Here is a 19648-nt window from a genome sequence, read left to right as displayed (position 1 = left end):
TTTCGCCTTATTAAATCATTAACTCATTATGAATCTGTAATATGCCGCGATTAAAGTTACTCTAACCGAATCATATCCACTGCGACATCTAATAGCGAATTACCACCACCAAACACCACCCCTTTTAAAGGGGAGACGTCTGAAAAGTCACGTCCAACCGCTAAGGTTATATGCTGCTCACTAGGTAATACATTGTTAGTTGGATCAAAGTCTACCCAACCAAAGCTAGGTAAAAATACTGAAAACCAAGCATGTGTTGCATCAGCCCCCTCTAATTTTTCTTCGCCTTCAGGTGGCAGAGTTTCAATATAGCCACTCACATACCTTCCAGCTAAACCTATGCTACGCAAACAAGCGAGAGCAAAGTGTGCAAAATCCTGGCATACGCCCCTTTTTTGTGCAAAAACGACACTTAAAGGGGTACTGATTGTGCTAAAACCAGGATCATACTTGAAGTCATGAAAAATCCGTGCCATTAAGTCTTTACAAGCAGAAATTAATTTTTCCTCTGCTGTGAAGGAAATTAATGCATAATCTTTTATTCCTTCTTCGATCGGCGTTAATGGCGAAGCTAAAATAAATTCCGACGTTTTTAATAGCTCTTTGGAATTAGGGGTTGCTAATAAATCTCGCACTTTATGCCATGGCATATCCAGATTTTCTAAATCCTTTTTTGCAGTAACTAATAATTCTACTTCACTGGTTACCGTAACATTTAACGTTTTGTATTGAGTTGAAATTTCAAAAACAGTTACCTTATTATTAAAGTAATCGGTAAATTGCTGTTGATAATTTGCAGGGGGAACAATATCAATACGACTACTGTGGCAAATCTGTCCTCGGTTAGTTTTCGGTGTTAGTCTTGCCTGATTTTGACATAAGGTTACAAAATCAGAATACTGATAAGTAGTTGAGTGTTTTATTTTATATTTCACGGTTGCGCTTGTTCAATATTAGTCCAGTTTAGCTTTTGAGCTGTCTGGGTATGAGAAAAATATTGCAATAATAATACATCACAAAAAGTATCTAAATTAATACGAATGTTATGACAAAACTCAACTAAATGTTGTCTTTTTTCATCAACACTTTGCTGTAAATAATCTTTTTCGGTAATAGAACAACTCGTTTTAGACAATAATATCGCTTTTTCATGGGCTGAAATTACCCCTGGTCGTCTTTTGGTAGGTAAATGACGACACAATTCATCTATTTGCTCTAATTGAAAGAGTAAAGATCTTGGATATTCTGCATCAAGTAGTAACAGTTCAAGACCGGTTCCAATACTTTGATGCATTCGATAACGACGTTTATGGGTGACTAAACTTACCTGACAACTCAATACCGCTTCAAGTACACCAAGCTCTTCAGCTTCTTCATACTCTTCAGTTAACAACGTGGAGCTTAATGAGCTTACTTGTATACTACGTTCAATACGACGACCAATTTCTAACAAAAACCAACCATTACTATTAGGCATACAATCGGTAATTGAACCATTAAAGGCCATTATTGAGCCAATAATTCGGTCTAATAGACTCTGCATAGTTCGCGTTGAAATATGAGTCGTCAGGTTTTTTAAAATTTGTATTTGCCCATTAATATCATCCATCATTCTGCGGCTATCATGGGATAATAGTTCTTGTATCTGTTTAGAGGTATTACATAAATATTCTAGGGTATTAATAATACTGCCCGGAAATTGCTTATCTGCTAATAATTGAAAAGCCATATCTTTGGGCGTGGCTGTGATACCTTCATTTAAGATTACACCGTTTTCAAGATAAGGATAAACAATGCGTTGTGATTTAATCGCAGCAGTAAAACGAGTGACGACACTATTACGAACGGCATCTGAATATATAGCTGACTCTGTATATTTATCAATAAAGATACGTAAAATACGCACCGTACTTTCACTTCTTTCTAAATAGCGGCCAAACCAAAAAAGATGTTCTGCTGTTCTACTTGAAATGACTCCTTCTAATAAGCTGACATCCATACGCAGTCTTGTTGGTATTGTGGTGTTATTAAAGTCAGTATTTTTCTCGGTATTAATCCAAGTATCTTTTATCCAGCCAGGTACACCAGCCCCATTTGATGCTTTGGTTGAAAAACATAACGCCGAAGGTAATACTTCAATACCGTGTTCAGTAGTTAAGACATAACATCTAAACACCACAGGTTTGGCAACTAACTTGCCATCAATCCAAAAGGGTGCGGTACTTAATTCAGGTTTATCTTGAAAATAATAATTATCCGGTTGAGTATCTATTAAGTTTTTTATCTTTTCAGCTTGAGTCGCTGCATCAAGCTTAAAATCAGGGTCTTGGTAACTCAGTAACTCTATTGTGTTCCAGTCTAGTGTACTGGCTTGCTCAACATCGTAACTATTAGGTTCACTGAGCAATAAAGGTTCATTTAATAGCAATTCAGATAATTTATTCAACTGTCGCTTTATTGCAGGAGACGATAACACACCACTACCAAAAGGATTTAAAACCTTTACACTGCCTTCTCGAACTGCTTGTAATAATCCAGGAATGCCATATAACGAATAGTCCGTTTGCTCTAACGAATCAATATTACGATCGGGCAACCAACGTAGAATCACATTAATTTTGCCCAGTCCTTGTAAAGATTTTAAACAAACTTCACCTTCACGTACTGTTAAATCAGCACTTTGTACTAGGGTGTAGCCAAAATAAGTAGATAGAAATGCATGCTCGTTATAATTAGGATCGTCAATGCCTCGGGTTAAAATAACTACTCGAGGATCGTCCATATAACGTGAATATTCATTGATAGCATCTTGAAAAATAGTTAAAAATTCTTTAATTTGCAAGACACTACAATCGGCAAATTCCTCGGCCATAACCCGACGCGCAATGATACGGCTTTTTAATAATAAGCCTAAACCCAAAGGACACTGACAGTGGTCTTTTAATACTTTAAATTCGCCCGACTGCGTACGATAAAGATCAACAGCAGTAAAAAATAATTTTAATTCATCGCTAGGTAAACTAAAGCCTTCGCGAAGAAAATTACTGTCTTCATATAATTTTCGCGCATTAATATAACCATCAATTAATAATTTTTGTTCGCCGTATATATCTTGCTGTATATCATTTAATAGCAAAGTACGTTGAATAACGCCTTTTTCTATTAATGCCCAATCAGACTTTGAAAACATAAAAGGTAAGGGATCAAAATAGCACTGCTGATTTTTTTCAGGCTTAACATTACCATTTTGCATTAGTTGACTTATTTCAACTGAACGACTACTGACGTCTTCTGTCGTTAAACTGGCTAAACGATTAAATAAGGCATCCCAATGGACTGGTTTTAATCCACTATGATTTACAAGTTCATCATGAGTATGAGACTTATTTAAGTAAAGAGATAACCATTCAGGCAATTCAGACATCGCGTTATAATTATGATACAAACTGCGCATGCTCCATGGTGAATAAATAGATGACTCAGGCTTTGAAATACTGTTATTAATATAAGACATAACTAATAAGGTCGGTTGATCTTTAGGGTTCATTTAAAACGAATATACTCATTGTTGCTCACTTTTTAATAGAATAACTATGATACAAAGCTCGCGCCGCGATTAAATCCGTTTTAAATTGAATAAATTTTAACCCTGAATGATCAACATACCCTAATTCCACTTTAAATAATTTTAAAGTGGAATTATACATCTATTATCAGCTATTTCAGCTTATGTTCTGTATTGTTCAGTTATGTTTAGTTATGTTTAGTTATCACGTCTATTTAAAGGCGGGTTGACGACGTAAATCTAAAGTATGTGGATAATCGTTGTTAATACTCTCTTCTTCTGGAACAACAAATTCACTTACTGTTTCTGCTGGGTTAAAACTACGTGTCATAGTTGACGGACTCCACGGTGGTAAAGCCGATGATTGCAGTGATGGACTATGTCCATGCTCCCAGAATCTTGCCACTCTGCGACCTTCTGCTTCAAAAGCATTAACCGGTAAAGACTCAGGATTTCGACCGCCAGCATGACTTACATGATAAACAAAGCCGCCTAATGAGCGCCCTTCCCATGTATCAATTAAGTCAAACGTTAAGGGTGCATGTACGCCAATTGTAGGGTGTAAAGCCGTTGGTGGTTGCCATGCACGGTAACGAATACCAGCAACCTGTTCGTCTTTTGCTTTCCCCTTAACAGGCTTAAGTGGTACCCGACGACCATTACAGGTAACAATATAGCGCTCGCTAATTGCACCAATCACCTTAATTTGTACTCTTTCTAATGATGAGTCTACATACCTTGCCGTACCTGAAGCACTCGCTTCTTCACCAAGTACATGCCATGGCTCTATTGCAGTTCTTAACTCTAGGGTTACATTATCAAGTTCACGTGTGCCACATACTGGGAATCTAAATTCAAAGAATGGATTCAACCAATTTAATTGAAATGGAAAACCTGCTTGTTGTAAGTCACGACAAATTTCACCTAAATCATTTTCTACGTATTGAGGTAATAAGAACTTATCATGTAATTCTGTGCCCCAGCGTACTAACGGCTTATGGTAGGGTTTTTTCCAAAACCATGCCAATAACGTACGCAACAATACCATTTGCACTAAACTCATTTGTTCGTGCGGCGGCATTTCAAAACCTCTGAACTCAACGATACCTAAACGGCCTGTTGCCGAGTCTGGTGAATAAAGTTTATCAATACAAAACTCTGCTCTGTGCGTATTACCGGTTAAATCAACCAGTAAGTTACGCAGCAATCTATCAACTAACCAAGGCTCTGGTACTTCACCTTCGGGCATGTGAGAAAAAGCGATTTCAAGTTCATATAATATTTCATCACGGGCTTCATCAACTCGCGGTGCTTGACTTGTTGGACCAATAAATAAACCAGAAAATAAGTATGATAATCCTGGATGATGCTGCCAATAAGTAATAAAGCTTCGTAAGATATCAGGGCGACGTAAAAATGGACTTTGATCGGGTGTTTCGCCGCCTAAAGTTACATGATTACCGCCACCTGTTCCGGTATGACGACCATCGGCCATAAACTTATCGGTACCTAAACGCGCCTCTTTAGCTAAACCATAAAGCGTTGTTGTTCTTTCAACTAATTGCTTCCACGAGGTAGACGGGTGAATATTCACTTCAATCACACCTGGATCAGGTGTAACTGCATATTTTTCAACACGACTATCTTTTGGTGGACTATAGCCTTCAATCACCAATGGCATTTTCAGCGCTTTCGCCACGGATTCAATTTCAGTTAATAAACCTAAGTAATGCTCAAAATGACTCGTTGGTGGCATAAAAATATATAAACGGCCTTCTCTTACTTCTAACGCCATGGCCGTCTTAATCATTTCTTTACCAATAAAACCTTTTTTTAGTTTTTTGGTTTTAGAGAATTCTTCCGGAATATCAAACGGGTCACGGTCAATGATGTTGTCAGTCCAAGCAAGACTGTCTAGCGGCAGACGATATCCTAATGGAGATTCACCAGGTAATAAGAAACAATGACCACGCTTAAAATCCCAAGTACAAGACTGCCAGCAATTTTTCCCCTCGTTCCACTGTAATGGCAGAACATAACCAACAGGGTTCTCTATACCTTGTTCCATTTTCTCTAAAAAGCCTTTACGACTCATTGCATGCAACAATTTAGAGTCTTTAGGACCAGGTTCATTAGGCAATGAGCCCTCTTGCCATAAATGATATAAAATATCTTCATAAGCGGTTGTTAACGCAGCTTTATCTAGACCTAATGCTTCGGTTAATTTTTCAGCAAATTTTTTGGTATCTTTATGATCCAAACCGTAATCTTTATTAGGATCAGCAAGTAAATTTACATCCTTCCACAATGCCACACCATCTTTGCGCCAATAACAGGCGTACTGCCAACGAGGTAGCGGCTCACCTGGATACCACTTACCTTGACCGTAATGGGTAAATCCACCTTTGGTGAAGACTTTATTCATTTCCACAAATAAGTTTTGTGCTAATACTCTTTTTTCTTTACCGTCAGCTTCGGTGTTCCATTGTGGGTGTTCCATATCATCAATAGAGATGAACGTTGGCTCACCGCCCATGGTTAAATGAATACCCTCTTCAGTATATATATCATCAACTTGCTGACCCAAACGATTAATCGCTGCCCATTGCGGCTCTGAATAAGGTTTAGTAACACGTGGATCTTCATGCACGCGGGTAACTTTATTATAAAAACTAAACTCTGACTTACAGTCATCAATACCACCTGTTACCGGCGCTGCTGAACTAGGCTCTGGAGTACAAGCTAAAGGTATGTGCCCTTCACCTGCAAATAAGCCAGAAGTAGGGTCAAGTCCTATCCAACCAGCACCTGGTATATAGACTTCTGTCCATGCGTGTAGGTCAGTAAAATCTTCTTCTGGCCCACTTGGTCCATCTAATGATTTTTGATCTGAGGTTAACTGAACTAAATAACCCGAAACAAATCGAGAGGCTAAACCTAAATGGCGGAAAAGTTGCACTAGTAACCAAGCCGAATCACGACATGAGCCTGTTTTTTTAGTAACAGTCTCATTGGGTGTTTGTACACCAGGCTCTAAACGAATGCCGTAGCCAACTAAATTATAAATTGCTTGGTTAACAGCAACGAGATAATCAACGCTACGAATTTTTTCTGTGGGTCGTAGTGAATCTATTAATGCTAAGAATTTTACACTGGCTTTACGTTTTTTTAAGTAAGGCGCAAGTTCAGATTTTGATACAGAATCATAAACAAAAGGAAATTCTTCTGCGTATTCTTCTAAGAAAAAATCAAATGGGTTTATTACCGTTAACTCTGCAACTAGATCAACGGTAAAGCTAAACTCAGTAGTCGGTTTATTAAATACTACCCGGGCTTGATAATTGCCAAAAGGGTCTTGCTGCCAATTAATGTAATGATCTTCGGGTACTATTTTTAAGGAGTAACTTTTAATCTTAGTACGACTATGAGACGCTGGGCGCAAGCGGAATATATGTGGCCCCATGTTCACAGAGCGATCGTATTTATATTGAGTATGGTGTGCAATACCAACTGTTATGGTCATCGATTAATTCCCCTTTAATAAAATAAAGCAGCGTAAATATAACATTCGTTATGTTAATCACTAGCATACTCTAGTTTAGCAAGAAGTATTCCATTAAATTTTCTCAATAGATCGCTTATTTTCACTCAATTTATCTTAAATAACCTGAGTTCGGGATAAGCAAAATGCTACAACAGCATTAATTACCCGTATTACTTCGTTATGAAAGCTCCCAATAACCCGTTATTGGCTTCGCTTTCCTGCCTTGTACTACGAATAATTAAAACTATTGTAAAGGTAAAATCCTAAGTAATTGATATTATTATTCTACTCACTTTCATTATCCCGAACTCAGGTTAAATAGGCTCATTTAAGTGCAAACTATTACATTAAGAACACTATCTTCTGCTATTAGCCACTATTAACTTTTTATTTGGTGCGTTCATCGCACCAAAATAGTACTTATTGACCTATGTTTTTTGAATAATTTAATCGTTAGTAACCTCAAAGTGCTTTTAAAAAATAGTTAATAATAAAGCTAATAAGAAGTTGAGTTAAAGTGGTATAATATCGCCATTACCTAGTTCTCTTTGAAGATACAACATTCAACTGAAATAGGTATAAAAAAACATTGTTGTTGGTATGTTGTTATTCATTAATTTCTACTTTTTAGTAACCTAGTGAAACTAATTGATAAGACATATATAGATAAGAAATTATCACCAATGCTTTACATAAGCTTAGTCAACGCAGTCCAACCTAACTATTAGGATAAATATCATGCAAAATTTAACAGACATTGGTGAAAATTTAGTTTCAGGAATTAGTAATCGTTACGGGGTAAGCCGTGAAGCGGTGATCCATATGATGGTTGCCATTAATAATGGCGGCGGTTCAATGGCACAATTTAGTTGCCCTGAATTGGGTGGCTCTGGCCAATGGATGCGCGGTGGTATGACTATGGTAGGCGACATGTTTAATAACGGCCTTAAAACCACGGTTGATAATTTATGCTCTGAATTAGCAAATATTTTGAGTAATAACCAAATTTTTCCTGTTGTTCCGGCTGGTAGTCCCGGTAGTAATCAATGGTGGCCGGCTAATTTAGGTAGCCCATTTAGTAGCGGCGCGCAAAACAATATTCGTTACGCTATTTTCCCAAATCGTCTGGTTGTTGAATTAAATGGTCAATTATCTATCTATGATACGCTAGATCATAATATTGGTGGTATAAGTCAACAACAAGGTAATAGCTCAACGCTGAACTTTACTAGCCAATGGGGAAATATTGATGTGCGTAATTTACCACTTATTTCAGGACCTGGGCAGTCACAACCGGAAGATAATATACCAACCTCGCCGATGAATGAACAGGCAGTAGACAATACAGCAACACCGGTTAATCAAGCTACTGAGGCTTCAATGCCCCCTGTTAATTCTCAAGCGGTTAATACTCAAGCAATGAATAGCTCATCGACAACTTATTCCGTTACTGAAACACTCGAGATAATAGATAAGTTAGCTAAGTTACGTGATAATGGCGCTTTAACCGATGAAGAATATAATCTCAAAAAAGCAGATTTATTAAAACGTATTTAAGTGCACTTCAATGCTTCAACTAGTGCTTAAATTAGTGCCTGAAACTTAGAGTTACCAAACTATAATTTTCTTGAATTCATATTTTATTTAAATCATTATCATTTCTTTTTTAATTCGATACTCACATGAAAACATTTCAATGTAATTGCAAAGATAAACTCATTTTATTTTTTGAAAGTTCCCATTGTCTTTCTTGCGGCAGAACCCTTGGTATTGATGATGACTTTGATCAAGTTGAACCTTATGAACTTGATCAAAGTACCGGCTTATTTTATAAAGCAGCCTACCCCAAAATTCATTATCAAAAATGTGATAACAACGCAAAATATCAAGTGTGTAATGGTATGGTTAATTTAAGTACCTTTGTACCCGTTGAAGGTGATGACGACATTTTATGTTTTGCCTGTCGCTTTAACATCACTGTGCCTGACTTAAACATAAAAGAGCACATTCCATTGTGGCAAAAAATGGAAAATGCAAAACGACGTGCTTTGTATACTTTAAAAGTGTTACCTGTACCTTTACGTAATACAACTCAAGATCCTGAAAATGGCTTAAGTTTTGATTTTATAACTGATAGAGATGTTAATGATCATTTCACTAGTCAATTACCTCATCAAGATGTGGTATTTACTGGGCATGATTGTGGTCACATTACAATTAACCTAGCCGAAGCAGATGATGTTGCTCGTTCTCAAACACAATTGGCGATGGGTGAAAATTATCGAACATTACTTGGCCATTTTCGTCATGAATTAGGTCATTATTACTTTGATCAGTTAATTGCCAATTCACCAACAAAACATGCCTTGTGCAAAACATACTTTGGTGATGACGAGCTTGATTATCAAGCCGCATTGCAACATCATTATGAAAACGGTTCGCCCGCTAATTGGTCGCAAACCTTTATCAGTAGTTATGCGACAATGCACCCTTATGAAGACTGGGCAGAAACCTGGGCGCATTACATGCATATTATAGACACGCTTGAAACAGCAAAAAACTTTGAAATTAATGGATCAATTTCAGGTGTTGAAGTAGAAGAGAGTGATACCGAAAAATTATGTTTACCCCAAGGAAGACAATACTTTTCTTCACAAACTTCAATTACTGAAATATTAGAAGAATGGATGAGGTTATCTGTGATCCTAAACTCGCTTAACCGAAGTATGGGTTTAGCCGATGCTTATCCTTTTGTATTAACAGATGCGGTGCGAACAAAATTGAGTTTCATTCACCACGCTATTCACAATCACTTAAATCTATTACCTGCATTGGAATCACAAGACCAATCAAATTAGGTATAAAGACTTAAAATAGAGATAAGAACAAATACACTCTGCATTTTTGTTATCTCTATTTTCTTATTTATATAACAAATAAGGTTGGCGTTTATGCTTAAACGTGGCGAGATCATCTTGCCACGTTTTCCTTATTTGTACTTCATTTTGCCCTGCAATTATTGCTTTTCTTAATTTATCTGTACCTGCCAGTTTATCCATAAAACTCGGGCTATTAAAAAATATCTCTTTTTGCTCAGCAAATAATTTATGCCAGTTAATGATATAACTTAAATCTACACCTTGGCGATTAACCGCGTAATTCATGTGTCGAAGATCTTCACCTTGCAGAACTTTTCCCATTAATTTAGGATTGCTTGCCGCGCCAGCAATTGAAACTGGGGTAAAACTAAATTGACCAATATTTAATTTATCATGACCGATCACCTGAAACGGGAAAGTAGTACCTCGGCCAATACTCACCGGCGTTGCTTCAAAGAATCCCAGTGATGGATATAAAGTTATAGATTGTGCGTTAGGTAAGTTAGGACTCGGCTTTACAGGTAATGAATAAGCAAGATCACGTTGATAATTATTAATGGGAACTACGGTTAAATCGAGCACATTCGATACATTAAGCCAACCCTCACCTTTGATCATATTCGCAAGCTCACCAACCGTCATACCGTGTAGTAATGGAATTGGGTGCATACCAACAAATGATTGAAACGCCATATCAAGTACCGGACCATCAACAAAAGCGCCATTAGGATTAGGTCTATCAAGTACTATAAATTTAACTCCCGCATCAGCAGCCGCTTCCATCATATAGTGCATAGTACTTATATAGGTATAAAACCTAACACCGACGTCTTGAATATCAAAGACGATAACATCAAGGGATTTAATTGTTGCTACTGATGGTTTACGATTTTTACCGTAAAGTGAAACCAGTGGTAAACTTGTTTTAGCATCTATGCTTGAATCAAACTTTTCACCTGCATCACGATCACCTCGAAAACCATGTTCAGGGGCAAAGATCATTTTAATATCTATATGTTTATCTAAAAGCACATCAACAAGATGCTGATTAAAAACTCTTGATGTTTGATTAACGACTAATCCAACTTTTTTATCCGCTAATAATGGCAGGTATTGAGCAAGCTGCTCAGCTGCCACAATTATATTTTTACTTGGCATTGTGGCTTCGTTAATCTCTTTTGCTGAAGCTACAGTGTGCACACTAAATAAACTGAAGCATGATAAAAATAGCGTTAAAAGAGTGTTAGAAAGAATACGTAATTTCATAATATAAATATAGTTAACCTCATTAGTAAACTTTATAAATAGGCTGAGTATAATAATCTTTTGTAAATAAGTTCTATTATTAGCCTTGTTGCTCTACGGCTTTACGTAAAAAACCTTTGTTCTCAACAAGTACATGCTGAGCACTTGTAGCATCTAAGCCTGTTAACACCATTAAACTAGCAAGTTTCGTTTGATTGTTTGCTTGTGCTAATGCCTGCTCTGCTTTGGTAAAGTCACATTCTGTTGCTTGCATAACTATACGTACTGCTCTTGCGTATAATTTTTCATTACTGGCATTCACATCAATCATTAAGTTTTTATAACTTTTACCACTGCGGATCATACTCGCGGTACTTAACATATTAAGAATAAGTTTTTGTGCTGTGCCTGACTTCATGCGTGTTGAGCCGGTTAATGCTTCAGCACCTACCACAGCACAAATATTCACATCAACATGTTTAGCATAGTTACTATTAACACTACAACTGATACCAATAACCTTTGCCCCTTGCGCTTTGGCAAATTGCATAGCAGATAATACATAAGGTGTTCGTCCACTGGCCGCAATACCGACAACCACATCTTTTTCTGATAACGCAATTGTTGTTAAATCATCAATGGCTAATTGTTTATTATCTTCCGCCCCTTCAACGGCTTTGTACATGGCACTAGCTCCGCCGGCTAAAATACCAATAACCTGCTCAGGTGCAACACTAAAGGTTGGCGGGCACTCTACCGAGTCAAGAACACCTAAACGGCCACTTGTGCCTGCTCCTATATAAATGAGCCTGCCGCCACGCGAGAATGCTTCAACAATCAAATCAACAGCTTGAGCTATTTCAGGTAGTAATTGTTCAATAATGCCCGCTACTTTTTTATCTTCCGCATTTATTTTTTGAAGTACGCCAAGCGAATCAAGTAAATCTATATTAAGGGTATTAGGATTTTGCCCTTCGGTTGTAATATTATTTAACTCATTTACTAAATTTGCTTGCCGATCCATATATTCTCTCATTGTTACAATATAAGCTAAAGTCACTGTTATTTATCATGTTACACTGCTGACACATAATAAATAGGTAATTTAGTCAGCTTTTTATAATTTTATATAGTTTTATTGTTGAAATACTCGCTTTAGTATTTCTTAGTTAATTTTATTAGCTCATAATAGCTAATTAACTTTTATCCTCCTTTTTAGCCGTCAAAGAACAGCCATTCATCATGAGTTATACTTCCAGACTTACCCAAGCGGTTATCGACTTAAATGCTCTCGTTAGCAATTACCAATATATTGATAGCCTTGCCAGTAATAGCAATACTATTGCTGTCGTTAAAGCCGATGCTTACGGGCATGATGCGATAAAAGTCGCCCATGCTTTACGAGATAAAGTCAGCCTTTTTGCCGTTGGTTTTATTGATGAGGCTTTGGCACTGCGTAGTGGCGGTATAGATACCCAAATTTTGATTCTTGAAGGACCATCTAAAGCGACTGACTTTGCTGTAGCCGATGAACATAATTTTTCATTGATGTTACATAGCGATTATCAAATAGAATGGTTAAAAGCATTTAGCCCAAACGCTTTTGATCAAAAAAGTGTCAATCTACCTACTGACAATCCTTCTCAAATGTGGCTTAAAATTGATACAGGAATGAACCGTTTAGGTTTTCAAATAAGCTGTGTTGAGCGAGTGATTTCACAATTATCTCAATCTCAACAAAGTCAGCTAGTGTTATGCTCTCATTTTTCTACTGCCGAACAACTTCATAGTGATAAACCATTAGCGCAATTGGCTAAGTTAAAAGCACTAGTTGCTAAATATAATTGTAAATTTAGCATGGCTAACTCAGCCGGTATTTTAAATTGGTCAGAAAGTCATGGCGATCATAACCGCTTAGGTCTAGCCCTTTATGGTATTTCACCTATCGGTATTACAGACATCAGTAATCCGCTTGTTCCTGTGATGACGTTAACGGCTAACATAATTGCTATTCATACCATTAAAACGGGTGAAACTGTGGGTTATGGCGATGTTTGGCAAGCGAAACGAGAAACTAAAATTGCCACTATCGCAATAGGTTACGCCGACGGTTATCCGCGTAATGCTAAAGCAGGAACCCCTGTTTTTATTAATGGTGAGATTGCGCCAATCGTTGGTCGTGTTTCTATGGATATGATTACAGTTGATGTAACTGATCTACTACAAGTAAACATTAGTGATACGGCAGAATTGTGGGGTAAAAACATTAGTATTGATGTCGTTGCGAAATACAGCGACACCATTAATTATGAGTTATTAACACGCGTATCAAAGCGAGTACCGAAAGTCAGTTTGAGCTAATTTAAATTCTAGGATAGATACTAGGTACTAATACCAGGATAACGATTCTACTCAATCCCAATATATTTATGTACTTGTACAGATAAACGCCAATTATTAGCAATACAGGTGGCAATGGCTAAATCGGTAGCACGCTTCTTTTGGCTAATAGGCTGTAGGTAAATAGCAGTATCTTTTACCTTATGCTCAGCTAATAGTGCTTTTAATTCATCAATATGTTGATCTGTTGCTACTGGATGTTTAATTTCATTAGCACGCGCCATTGCAGTACTTAAAATTTTATAGCCACCGCGCATATTAATTTTAGGTGAAACCGTAACCCAACATTTATCTGTGGTAATTATTTCATAGGTGCCTGATGTTTCAATTTGCGTACTGTAACCCTGTTGCTCAAATAGCTGACATAAGGGAGTTAAATCAACCATACATGGCTCACCACCGGTGATAACAATATGTTTAGCGTTGAATTTTTTCTCATTCACTAATGCTAAGATATCTTTAGGGCTAAAGTTAGCCCAATGCGAAGTTTCTTCCGTTTTAGTTAACATGCTTGCTGGCGTTACTTGATCGTCAACTGAAATATCCCAGGTATGCTTAGTATCACACCACGAACAACCTACAGGACATCCTTGTAAGCGAATAAAAATTGATGGTTGTCCAGTAAAAGAGCCTTCGCCTTGAATGGTTTCAAAAAGCTCATTAATTTTATAATTCATACGGATATTTTTCTCTGTTCTAGTTATGCGAGTTGTTATGCGAAATTTATTTTTTAAATGCTAAGTTTTTAGTTCTGAGCCAATTATGTAGTACGCCATTAATTCTCTGTATAATAACTTATTCCAAATAACTACACTCAAGTCATTTATTCCGAGTAACTTACCCAGAGTAACTATTTACTGGGACGTCTATTTAAACTACCCCCTATTTCAAGTAAGATAGCTGGATTTTTTATTATACTATTTTCATTAAGTTTATGATCTTGTTATGCGAAGTCCACATGGCTCATTACTTAACGAATAAGGTATTGTACCCCAGATCAATTAAGAGAGCTTCAAATGGCTGAAAAAGTTGTTGTTATATATTCCGGTGGCATGGATTCATTTACGGTTTTAAATCGTGCGCTAAAAGATGGCAAAGAGGTGTACGCGCTATCTTTTGATTATGGTCAACGTCATGTAAAAGAGTTAGAGTGTGCGAGATCTGTTTGTACTAAATTAAGTATCAATCATAAAGTAATTGATATTTCGGCTATTAACCAATTACTTGCTGGATCTTCATTAACAGATGATATTGATATTCCTGAAGGTCATTACGAAGCTGAAAATATGAAATCAACGATTGTGCCTAATCGTAATATGATTTTATTATCGTTAGCGGTTGCCTATGCAGTTTCTGTTGGCGCTGATCAAGTTTACTATGGCGCACATTCTGGCGATCATGCTATCTACCCTGATTGTCGTCCTGAATTTGTTGAAAAGATGAATGATGTTTGTAAAATTGCCAACTATGAAAGTGTTGAAATATTCAGCCCTTATTTAACCGTGAACAAAACAGCCATATTAGCAGACGGCATTTCAATGGGATTAGATTACAGTAATACTTGGACTTGTTATAACGGCCGCGAAAAAGCCTGTGGAAAATGTGGTGCTTGCCAAGAGAGGCTAGAGTCTTTTGCAGAAAATAATGTGACTGATCCTATCAGTTACGAGTAAATATTAGTCTATTGTGCCGAACTAATTAGCCATTAACACACTAGTTAATCTCAGCTCGGGATAATGAAACTGTAAAGTATAACAATATCAACTATCTTGTACTCACGCATCTACAATAGTTTTAGTTATTCGCAGTTCAAAGCGAGAAAGCGAAGCCAATAACGAATGATTGGGAGTTTTCTTAACGAAAGAATACGAATGAATAAGGCTGTTGTAGCACTTTGTTTATCCCGAATTCAGGTGAGTTATTAATGGCTTATTATTTTATAGATTAAAATCTTCCTTAAAAATTTATTTTAAGATGAAAACCTTCTATCAATAATTTATCTTTCTCCTAAACTTATAGCGTGTTCAATGAATATTTGGAAAATCGCATGAGTGCTACGGGAAAATATCAAGCACAAGAGTTTAAGCAACTAGTCGATACAAATAATATTACTTACGCACATTTATACTTAGAGCAGCTCATGCTGTTTCCTGTCGATATACAAGATAAAATAATTGAAGATATTAGTCAGCTTTCTTATTGCAACAGTGATGCTATTGCTCAAATATTTAAACAATACTCGAATTAATATCTTTTAAGTAAAATAAGCTTTGTTAACTCGATAATTGTTGTATGCGTAATTTTGCTATTTTATCGCGTGCTGCCGCTGCTTGTTCAAACTCTAAATTTTGTGCGTGAGTTTGCATCACCTTTTCAAGTTCAGTAATTTTAGAATCTATTTGAGCTGTGGTTAACAGTGGCTCTTCGGCATTTTGATTTATATGATAATTGGTGTTAGCTTCAGCCACTTTATCTAGTGATTTAGCATCACTGTAGCTGCCTACGCCCATAACATCAGTTATCTTACGGATAACACCTTTTGGCGTAATATTATTATCTAAATTGAATTGATGCTGTTTAGCACGTCGACGCTGCGTTTCATCAATAGCGCGCTGCATAGAACCAGTTATTTTAGCTGCATACAAAATAGCACGACCATTGATATTACGTGCCGCACGACCAATAGTTTGAATTAAAGAACGATCGGATCGCAAAAAGCCTTCTTTATCAGCATCTAATATCGCTACTAATGACACTTCAGGCATATCTAAGCCTTCACGAAGTAAATTGATACCAACAAGTACGTCAAACTTACCGAGCCTAAAATCTCTGATAATTTCCATACGCTCAACGGTATCAACATCAGAATGTAAGTAACGGGTTTTAATGCCATGTTCATCTAGATAGTCAGTTAAATCTTCCGCCATACGTTTAGTTAACGTGGTTGCTAATACTCGTTCATCTAATGGCAAGCGTTTACGTATTTCAGATAATAAGTCATCTACTTGTGTTTCAACTGGACGTACTTCAATTTCTGGATCAAGTAGTCCTGTTGGCCTAACAACTTGCTCAGCAATATCTCCTGCAGACTTTTCCAATTCGTATTTACTTGGAGTGGCTGATACATAAATGGTTTGCGGTGAAAGCGCTTCAAACTCATCAAACTTCATTGGCCTGTTATCTAAGGCTGATGGCAGCCTGAAGCCATATTCAACTAAATTTTCTTTTCGTGATCTATCGCCTTTATACATAGCGCCAATTTGCGGAACGGTAACATGCGACTCATCAATAATTAATAAACCATCTGGCGGTAAGTAGTCGAATAACGTTGGTGGCGCATCACCTTGATCCCGTCCTGATAAATAACGAGAATAGTTTTCTATGCCTGAGCAATAACCAAGCTCGGTCATCATTTCAATATCAAATTGAGTACGCTGTACAATACGTTGTTCTTCAACTAGTTTGTTATTATCCTTGAGCTGTTGTGAGCGATGTTTAAGCTCAATTTTAATATTCTCAACAGCCGATAAAATCTTTTCTCTTGGAGTAGCATAATGGGTTTTAGGATAAACTGTTACACGCGCTAGAGCTTGCTCTACTTGCCCTGTTAAAGGATCGAATTGACTTATTTTTTCAATTTCTTCATCAAATAACTCAACTCGTAAAGCAAGTCGATCTGATTCAGCAGGAAAAATATCAATAACATCTCCGCGAACTCGATAAGTAGCACGAGCAAAGGCGACATCGTTACGTTTATATTGTAATTCGGCAAGACGGCGTAAAATGTCTCGCTGATTAATGATGTCACCGACACTAATGTGCAGCATCATTTTCAAATAAGAATCGGGATCGCCTAAACCATAAATGGCAGAAACAGAAGCAATAATAATAACATCACGGCGCTCTAATAAAGCTTTAGTAGCGGATAAACGCATTTGTTCGATATGTTCGTTTACTGATGCATCTTTTTCAATAAAAGTGTCAGTGGTTGGCACATATGCTTCGGGTTGATAATAATCATAATAAGATACAAAGTATTCAACCGCATTATTAGGGAAGAACTCTTTCATCTCACCATAAAGCTGAGCTGCTAATGTTTTATTTGGCGCTAACAGCATGGTTGGACGATTAAGTTTTTCAATGACATTAGCGATGGTAAATGTTTTACCTGAGCCCGTAACCCCAAGCAATGTTTGATGCGCTAAACCTGATTCAATACCGTCTAACAGCTGTTTAATTGCCGTAGGTTGATCGCCACTAGGAATATAATCAGAGCAAAGTGTTATGTTTTTCATTTAAGCTTGCTCCAAGGTGATAAATTCAATATGTTTAAATTGTTTGATAAACTGAGCATATGAAATCATCGCCATCATCATATTCCCTAGTACAGCGCCGACTAAAAGCCCTATCAAACCAAAATATAAACTACCAATATAAGCTAATGGTACATAACAAATAAAGAGTCTTATAATACTTAACCATAAAGCTATCATGGGTTTGTGTAGCGCATTAAGTGAGGAGTTTGTTAAAATAACAACCCCTTGTAACCCGTAGCCTAGAGGCAAAATCCAAATAAATAGTTGAATTAAATCAGCAACGGCTGCCTCTTTGGCAAATGCGTGAGCAATCCAGTTTGCACTTACAGCTAAAATGGCATAAATAATCAGTTGCCAAACCAAAATAAATTTAATTGATACTTTATACGCTTCTTCTACGCGTTTAAGCTGTGTTGCACCAAAGTTTTGACTGATAAATGGTGGTAAAGTCATCGATAACGCTAATACAATTAAACAAGCAATAGATTCAAGTCTAGAGCCAACACCAAACGCAGCAACAGCTGACTCACCATAAGTTGCGACTATTGCGGTCATAATTGCCGCCGCAATTGGCGTTAACATATTAGCACCCGCAGCAGGTAGACCTATTCTTAAAATATCACGACATGAAGTGAATAATATTTTTAATGGTATTAATCGACGATGAATAAGATCTAGTTTTTTAGTTAAAATATAAAAAACAAAGAGCAAGCCAAAAAGCCAAGACACTAACGTTGCAATAGCTGCCCCTTTTATTCCCATCGCTGGAACAGGTCCCAAACCGAAAATAAAAATAGGATCCAGTACCGCATTAATAAGCCCTGCACTGCCCATAATAATACTCGGTGTTTTAGTATCACCAGAAGCACGTAATATTGCATTACCAATCATAGGACCAATTAGACAAACGCTACCTAAATACCAAATGTCCATATACTCATGGATTAAAGGTAGCAATGAAGTTTGTGCACCGAGTAAAGTAAATAAGGGATCGGTAATTAAATAACCAATAAATGAAATACACGCGACGATAATGGCAGCTAAATACATTGCAGCGGTTGCTGTATTTTTAGCTAAAGCTGTTTCTTTTTTACCGAGTAACTTTGCGATAACAGCAGAGGTACCGATACCCAAACCTATCATTAAACTAAGCACAGTAAATGTGACAGGAAAAGTGAAACTGATGGCAGCAAGAGGTTGTGTGCCAAGAAGCCCGACGAAAAAAGTGTCAATAAGATTAAAGGTCATTAACAGCACCATGCCATAAATCATAGGAATGGTTATTCGTTTTATCGTGCTCGTTACTGGATCTTCTAGCAAATTTACTTGCTTGTTATTGCTATTCGTCACGGTAATTTTTGGAATCATTGAGTAGTATCAGTTTTAATCGCGTCTGTTTATTAATAAAGTCATGTTAATTTTCTATAATAACGTCTATTTACAATCGAAAGGTTAATTAAAGACTCTATTGTCGTTGAGGTGAATAATAAGCGGCAATACATTGTAAAAGATTAAACTACTTTTACCTAGTCCCTATTTAATAGTTATTGGCTATTTATTGTTAGCATATTTACGAAAGTAGCGTTATCGATAGTTATTTAATATTTATTGACCCCATTATTTTATGCAATAGGTTAATATTAGAAAGATTAATCTCGAATTTTCAATTAAATAAACATCTTGTAATAAAACAACGCAC

13 protein-coding genes are annotated in these 19648 nt (G+C 36.8%); 5 read left to right on the top strand and 8 right to left on the bottom strand.

The window, feature by feature from the left end:
- Positions 1-56 precede the first annotated feature (56 nt).
- From CWS31_RS02845 to CWS31_RS02835, 3 genes are all read right to left on the bottom strand, one after another.
- Positions 57-935 (bottom strand): transglutaminase family protein, encoded by an 879-nt coding sequence (locus tag CWS31_RS02845; protein WP_101343809.1) that lies wholly within the window; start codon positions 933-935, stop codon positions 57-59.
- Positions 932-3547 (bottom strand): circularly permuted type 2 ATP-grasp protein, encoded by a 2616-nt coding sequence (locus CWS31_RS02840; protein WP_246143302.1) that lies wholly within the window; start codon positions 3545-3547, stop codon positions 932-934. Before CWS31_RS02840 ends, CWS31_RS02845 begins: the two co-directional genes overlap by 4 nt.
- Positions 3548-3776: 229 nt before the next feature.
- Positions 3777-7088, bottom strand: a complete 3312-nt coding sequence (locus CWS31_RS02835; protein WP_101343808.1) for a transglutaminase family protein — start codon at positions 7086-7088, stop codon at positions 3777-3779.
- A 759-nt stretch (positions 7089-7847) separates the two neighbouring features.
- Between CWS31_RS02835 and CWS31_RS02830 the strand changes: the two genes are divergently transcribed.
- Together CWS31_RS02830 and CWS31_RS02825 are read left to right on the top strand one after the other, a co-directional pair.
- Positions 7848-8666, top strand: coding sequence for an SHOCT domain-containing protein (locus CWS31_RS02830; RefSeq protein WP_101343807.1), 819 nt, complete (start codon positions 7848-7850; stop codon positions 8664-8666).
- Positions 8667-8791: 125 nt separating this feature from the next.
- On the top strand, positions 8792-9967 hold the full coding sequence (locus CWS31_RS02825) for a zinc-binding metallopeptidase family protein (RefSeq protein WP_101343806.1): 1176 nt from the start codon (positions 8792-8794) through the stop codon (positions 9965-9967).
- Between the two features lie 63 nt (positions 9968-10030).
- Here the strand turns inward: CWS31_RS02825 and CWS31_RS02820 are convergent, their stop codons facing one another.
- Positions 10031-11254 (bottom strand): exo-beta-N-acetylmuramidase NamZ family protein, encoded by a 1224-nt coding sequence (locus CWS31_RS02820; protein ID WP_101343805.1) that lies wholly within the window; start codon positions 11252-11254, stop codon positions 10031-10033.
- Between the two features lie 79 nt (positions 11255-11333).
- Positions 11334-12257, bottom strand: a complete 924-nt coding sequence (gene murQ / locus CWS31_RS02815; RefSeq protein WP_101343804.1) for an N-acetylmuramic acid 6-phosphate etherase — start codon at positions 12255-12257, stop codon at positions 11334-11336.
- A 218-nt stretch (positions 12258-12475) separates the two neighbouring features.
- On the opposite strand from murQ, the gene alr reads away from it, so the two are divergent.
- Entirely contained in the window at positions 12476-13594 is a 1119-nt protein-coding gene (gene alr / locus CWS31_RS02810) for an alanine racemase (protein ID WP_101343803.1), read from the top strand.
- Positions 13595-13641: 47 nt separating this feature from the next.
- Here the strand turns inward: alr and queE are convergent, their stop codons facing one another.
- A complete protein-coding gene (queE, locus tag CWS31_RS02805) occupies positions 13642-14310 on the bottom strand; it encodes a 7-carboxy-7-deazaguanine synthase QueE (protein WP_101343802.1) in 669 nt (222 codons plus the stop codon).
- 339 nt (positions 14311-14649) lie between these two features.
- Between queE and queC the strand changes: the two genes are divergently transcribed.
- Together queC and CWS31_RS02795 are read left to right on the top strand one after the other, a co-directional pair.
- Complete coding sequence (gene queC, locus CWS31_RS02800) at positions 14650-15306, top strand: 7-cyano-7-deazaguanine synthase QueC (RefSeq protein ID WP_101343801.1); 657 nt, start codon at positions 14650-14652, stop codon at positions 15304-15306.
- 374 nt (positions 15307-15680) lie between these two features.
- Complete coding sequence (locus CWS31_RS02795; RefSeq protein ID WP_101343800.1) at positions 15681-15881, top strand: hypothetical protein; 201 nt, start codon at positions 15681-15683, stop codon at positions 15879-15881.
- Positions 15882-15906: 25 nt separating this feature from the next.
- On the opposite strand, the gene uvrB is transcribed toward CWS31_RS02795, so the two are convergent.
- Both uvrB and CWS31_RS02785 read right to left on the bottom strand, forming a co-directional pair.
- The gene (gene uvrB, locus CWS31_RS02790) at positions 15907-17928 is read right to left on the bottom strand and encodes an excinuclease ABC subunit UvrB (protein ID WP_101343799.1); all 2022 of its coding nucleotides are present in this window, start codon (positions 17926-17928) and stop codon (positions 15907-15909) included.
- Positions 17929-19317 carry an MATE family efflux transporter gene (locus CWS31_RS02785; protein ID WP_211355786.1) on the bottom strand — a complete coding sequence of 463 codons (1389 nt, stop codon included), beginning with the start codon at positions 19315-19317 and terminating at the stop codon, positions 17929-17931.
- Positions 19318-19648: the final 331 nt, after the last annotated feature.

Source organism: Colwellia echini (assembly GCF_002843355.2).
GTDB lineage: Bacteria > Pseudomonadota > Gammaproteobacteria > Enterobacterales > Alteromonadaceae > Colwellia > Colwellia echini.
This window is presented reverse-complemented; position numbering and strand designations above follow the sequence as displayed.

Excerpts from the sequence above, each read along its gene's own strand:
- CWS31_RS02840 (WP_246143302.1), bottom strand. The coding sequence starts at position 3,547 with ATGAACCCTAAAGATCAACCGACCTTATTAGTTATGTCTTATATTAAT.
- CWS31_RS02835 (WP_101343808.1), bottom strand. The coding sequence starts at position 7,088 with ATGACCATAACAGTTGGTATTGCACACCATACTCAATATAAATACGAT.
- CWS31_RS02830 (WP_101343807.1), top strand. The coding sequence starts at position 7,848 with ATGCAAAATTTAACAGACATTGGTGAAAATTTAGTTTCAGGAATTAGT.
- CWS31_RS02825 (WP_101343806.1), top strand. The coding sequence starts at position 8,792 with ATGAAAACATTTCAATGTAATTGCAAAGATAAACTCATTTTATTTTTT.
- CWS31_RS02820 (WP_101343805.1), bottom strand. The coding sequence starts at position 11,254 with ATGAAATTACGTATTCTTTCTAACACTCTTTTAACGCTATTTTTATCA.
- murQ (WP_101343804.1), bottom strand. The coding sequence starts at position 12,257 with ATGGATCGGCAAGCAAATTTAGTAAATGAGTTAAATAATATTACAACC.
- alr (WP_101343803.1), top strand. The coding sequence starts at position 12,476 with ATGAGTTATACTTCCAGACTTACCCAAGCGGTTATCGACTTAAATGCT.
- queE (WP_101343802.1), bottom strand. The coding sequence starts at position 14,310 with ATGAATTATAAAATTAATGAGCTTTTTGAAACCATTCAAGGCGAAGGC.
- queC (WP_101343801.1), top strand. The coding sequence starts at position 14,650 with ATGGCTGAAAAAGTTGTTGTTATATATTCCGGTGGCATGGATTCATTT.
- CWS31_RS02795 (WP_101343800.1), top strand. The coding sequence starts at position 15,681 with ATGAGTGCTACGGGAAAATATCAAGCACAAGAGTTTAAGCAACTAGTC.
- uvrB (WP_101343799.1), bottom strand. The coding sequence starts at position 17,928 with ATGAAAAACATAACACTTTGCTCTGATTATATTCCTAGTGGCGATCAA.
- CWS31_RS02785 (WP_211355786.1), bottom strand. The coding sequence starts at position 19,317 with ATGATTCCAAAAATTACCGTGACGAATAGCAATAACAAGCAAGTAAAT.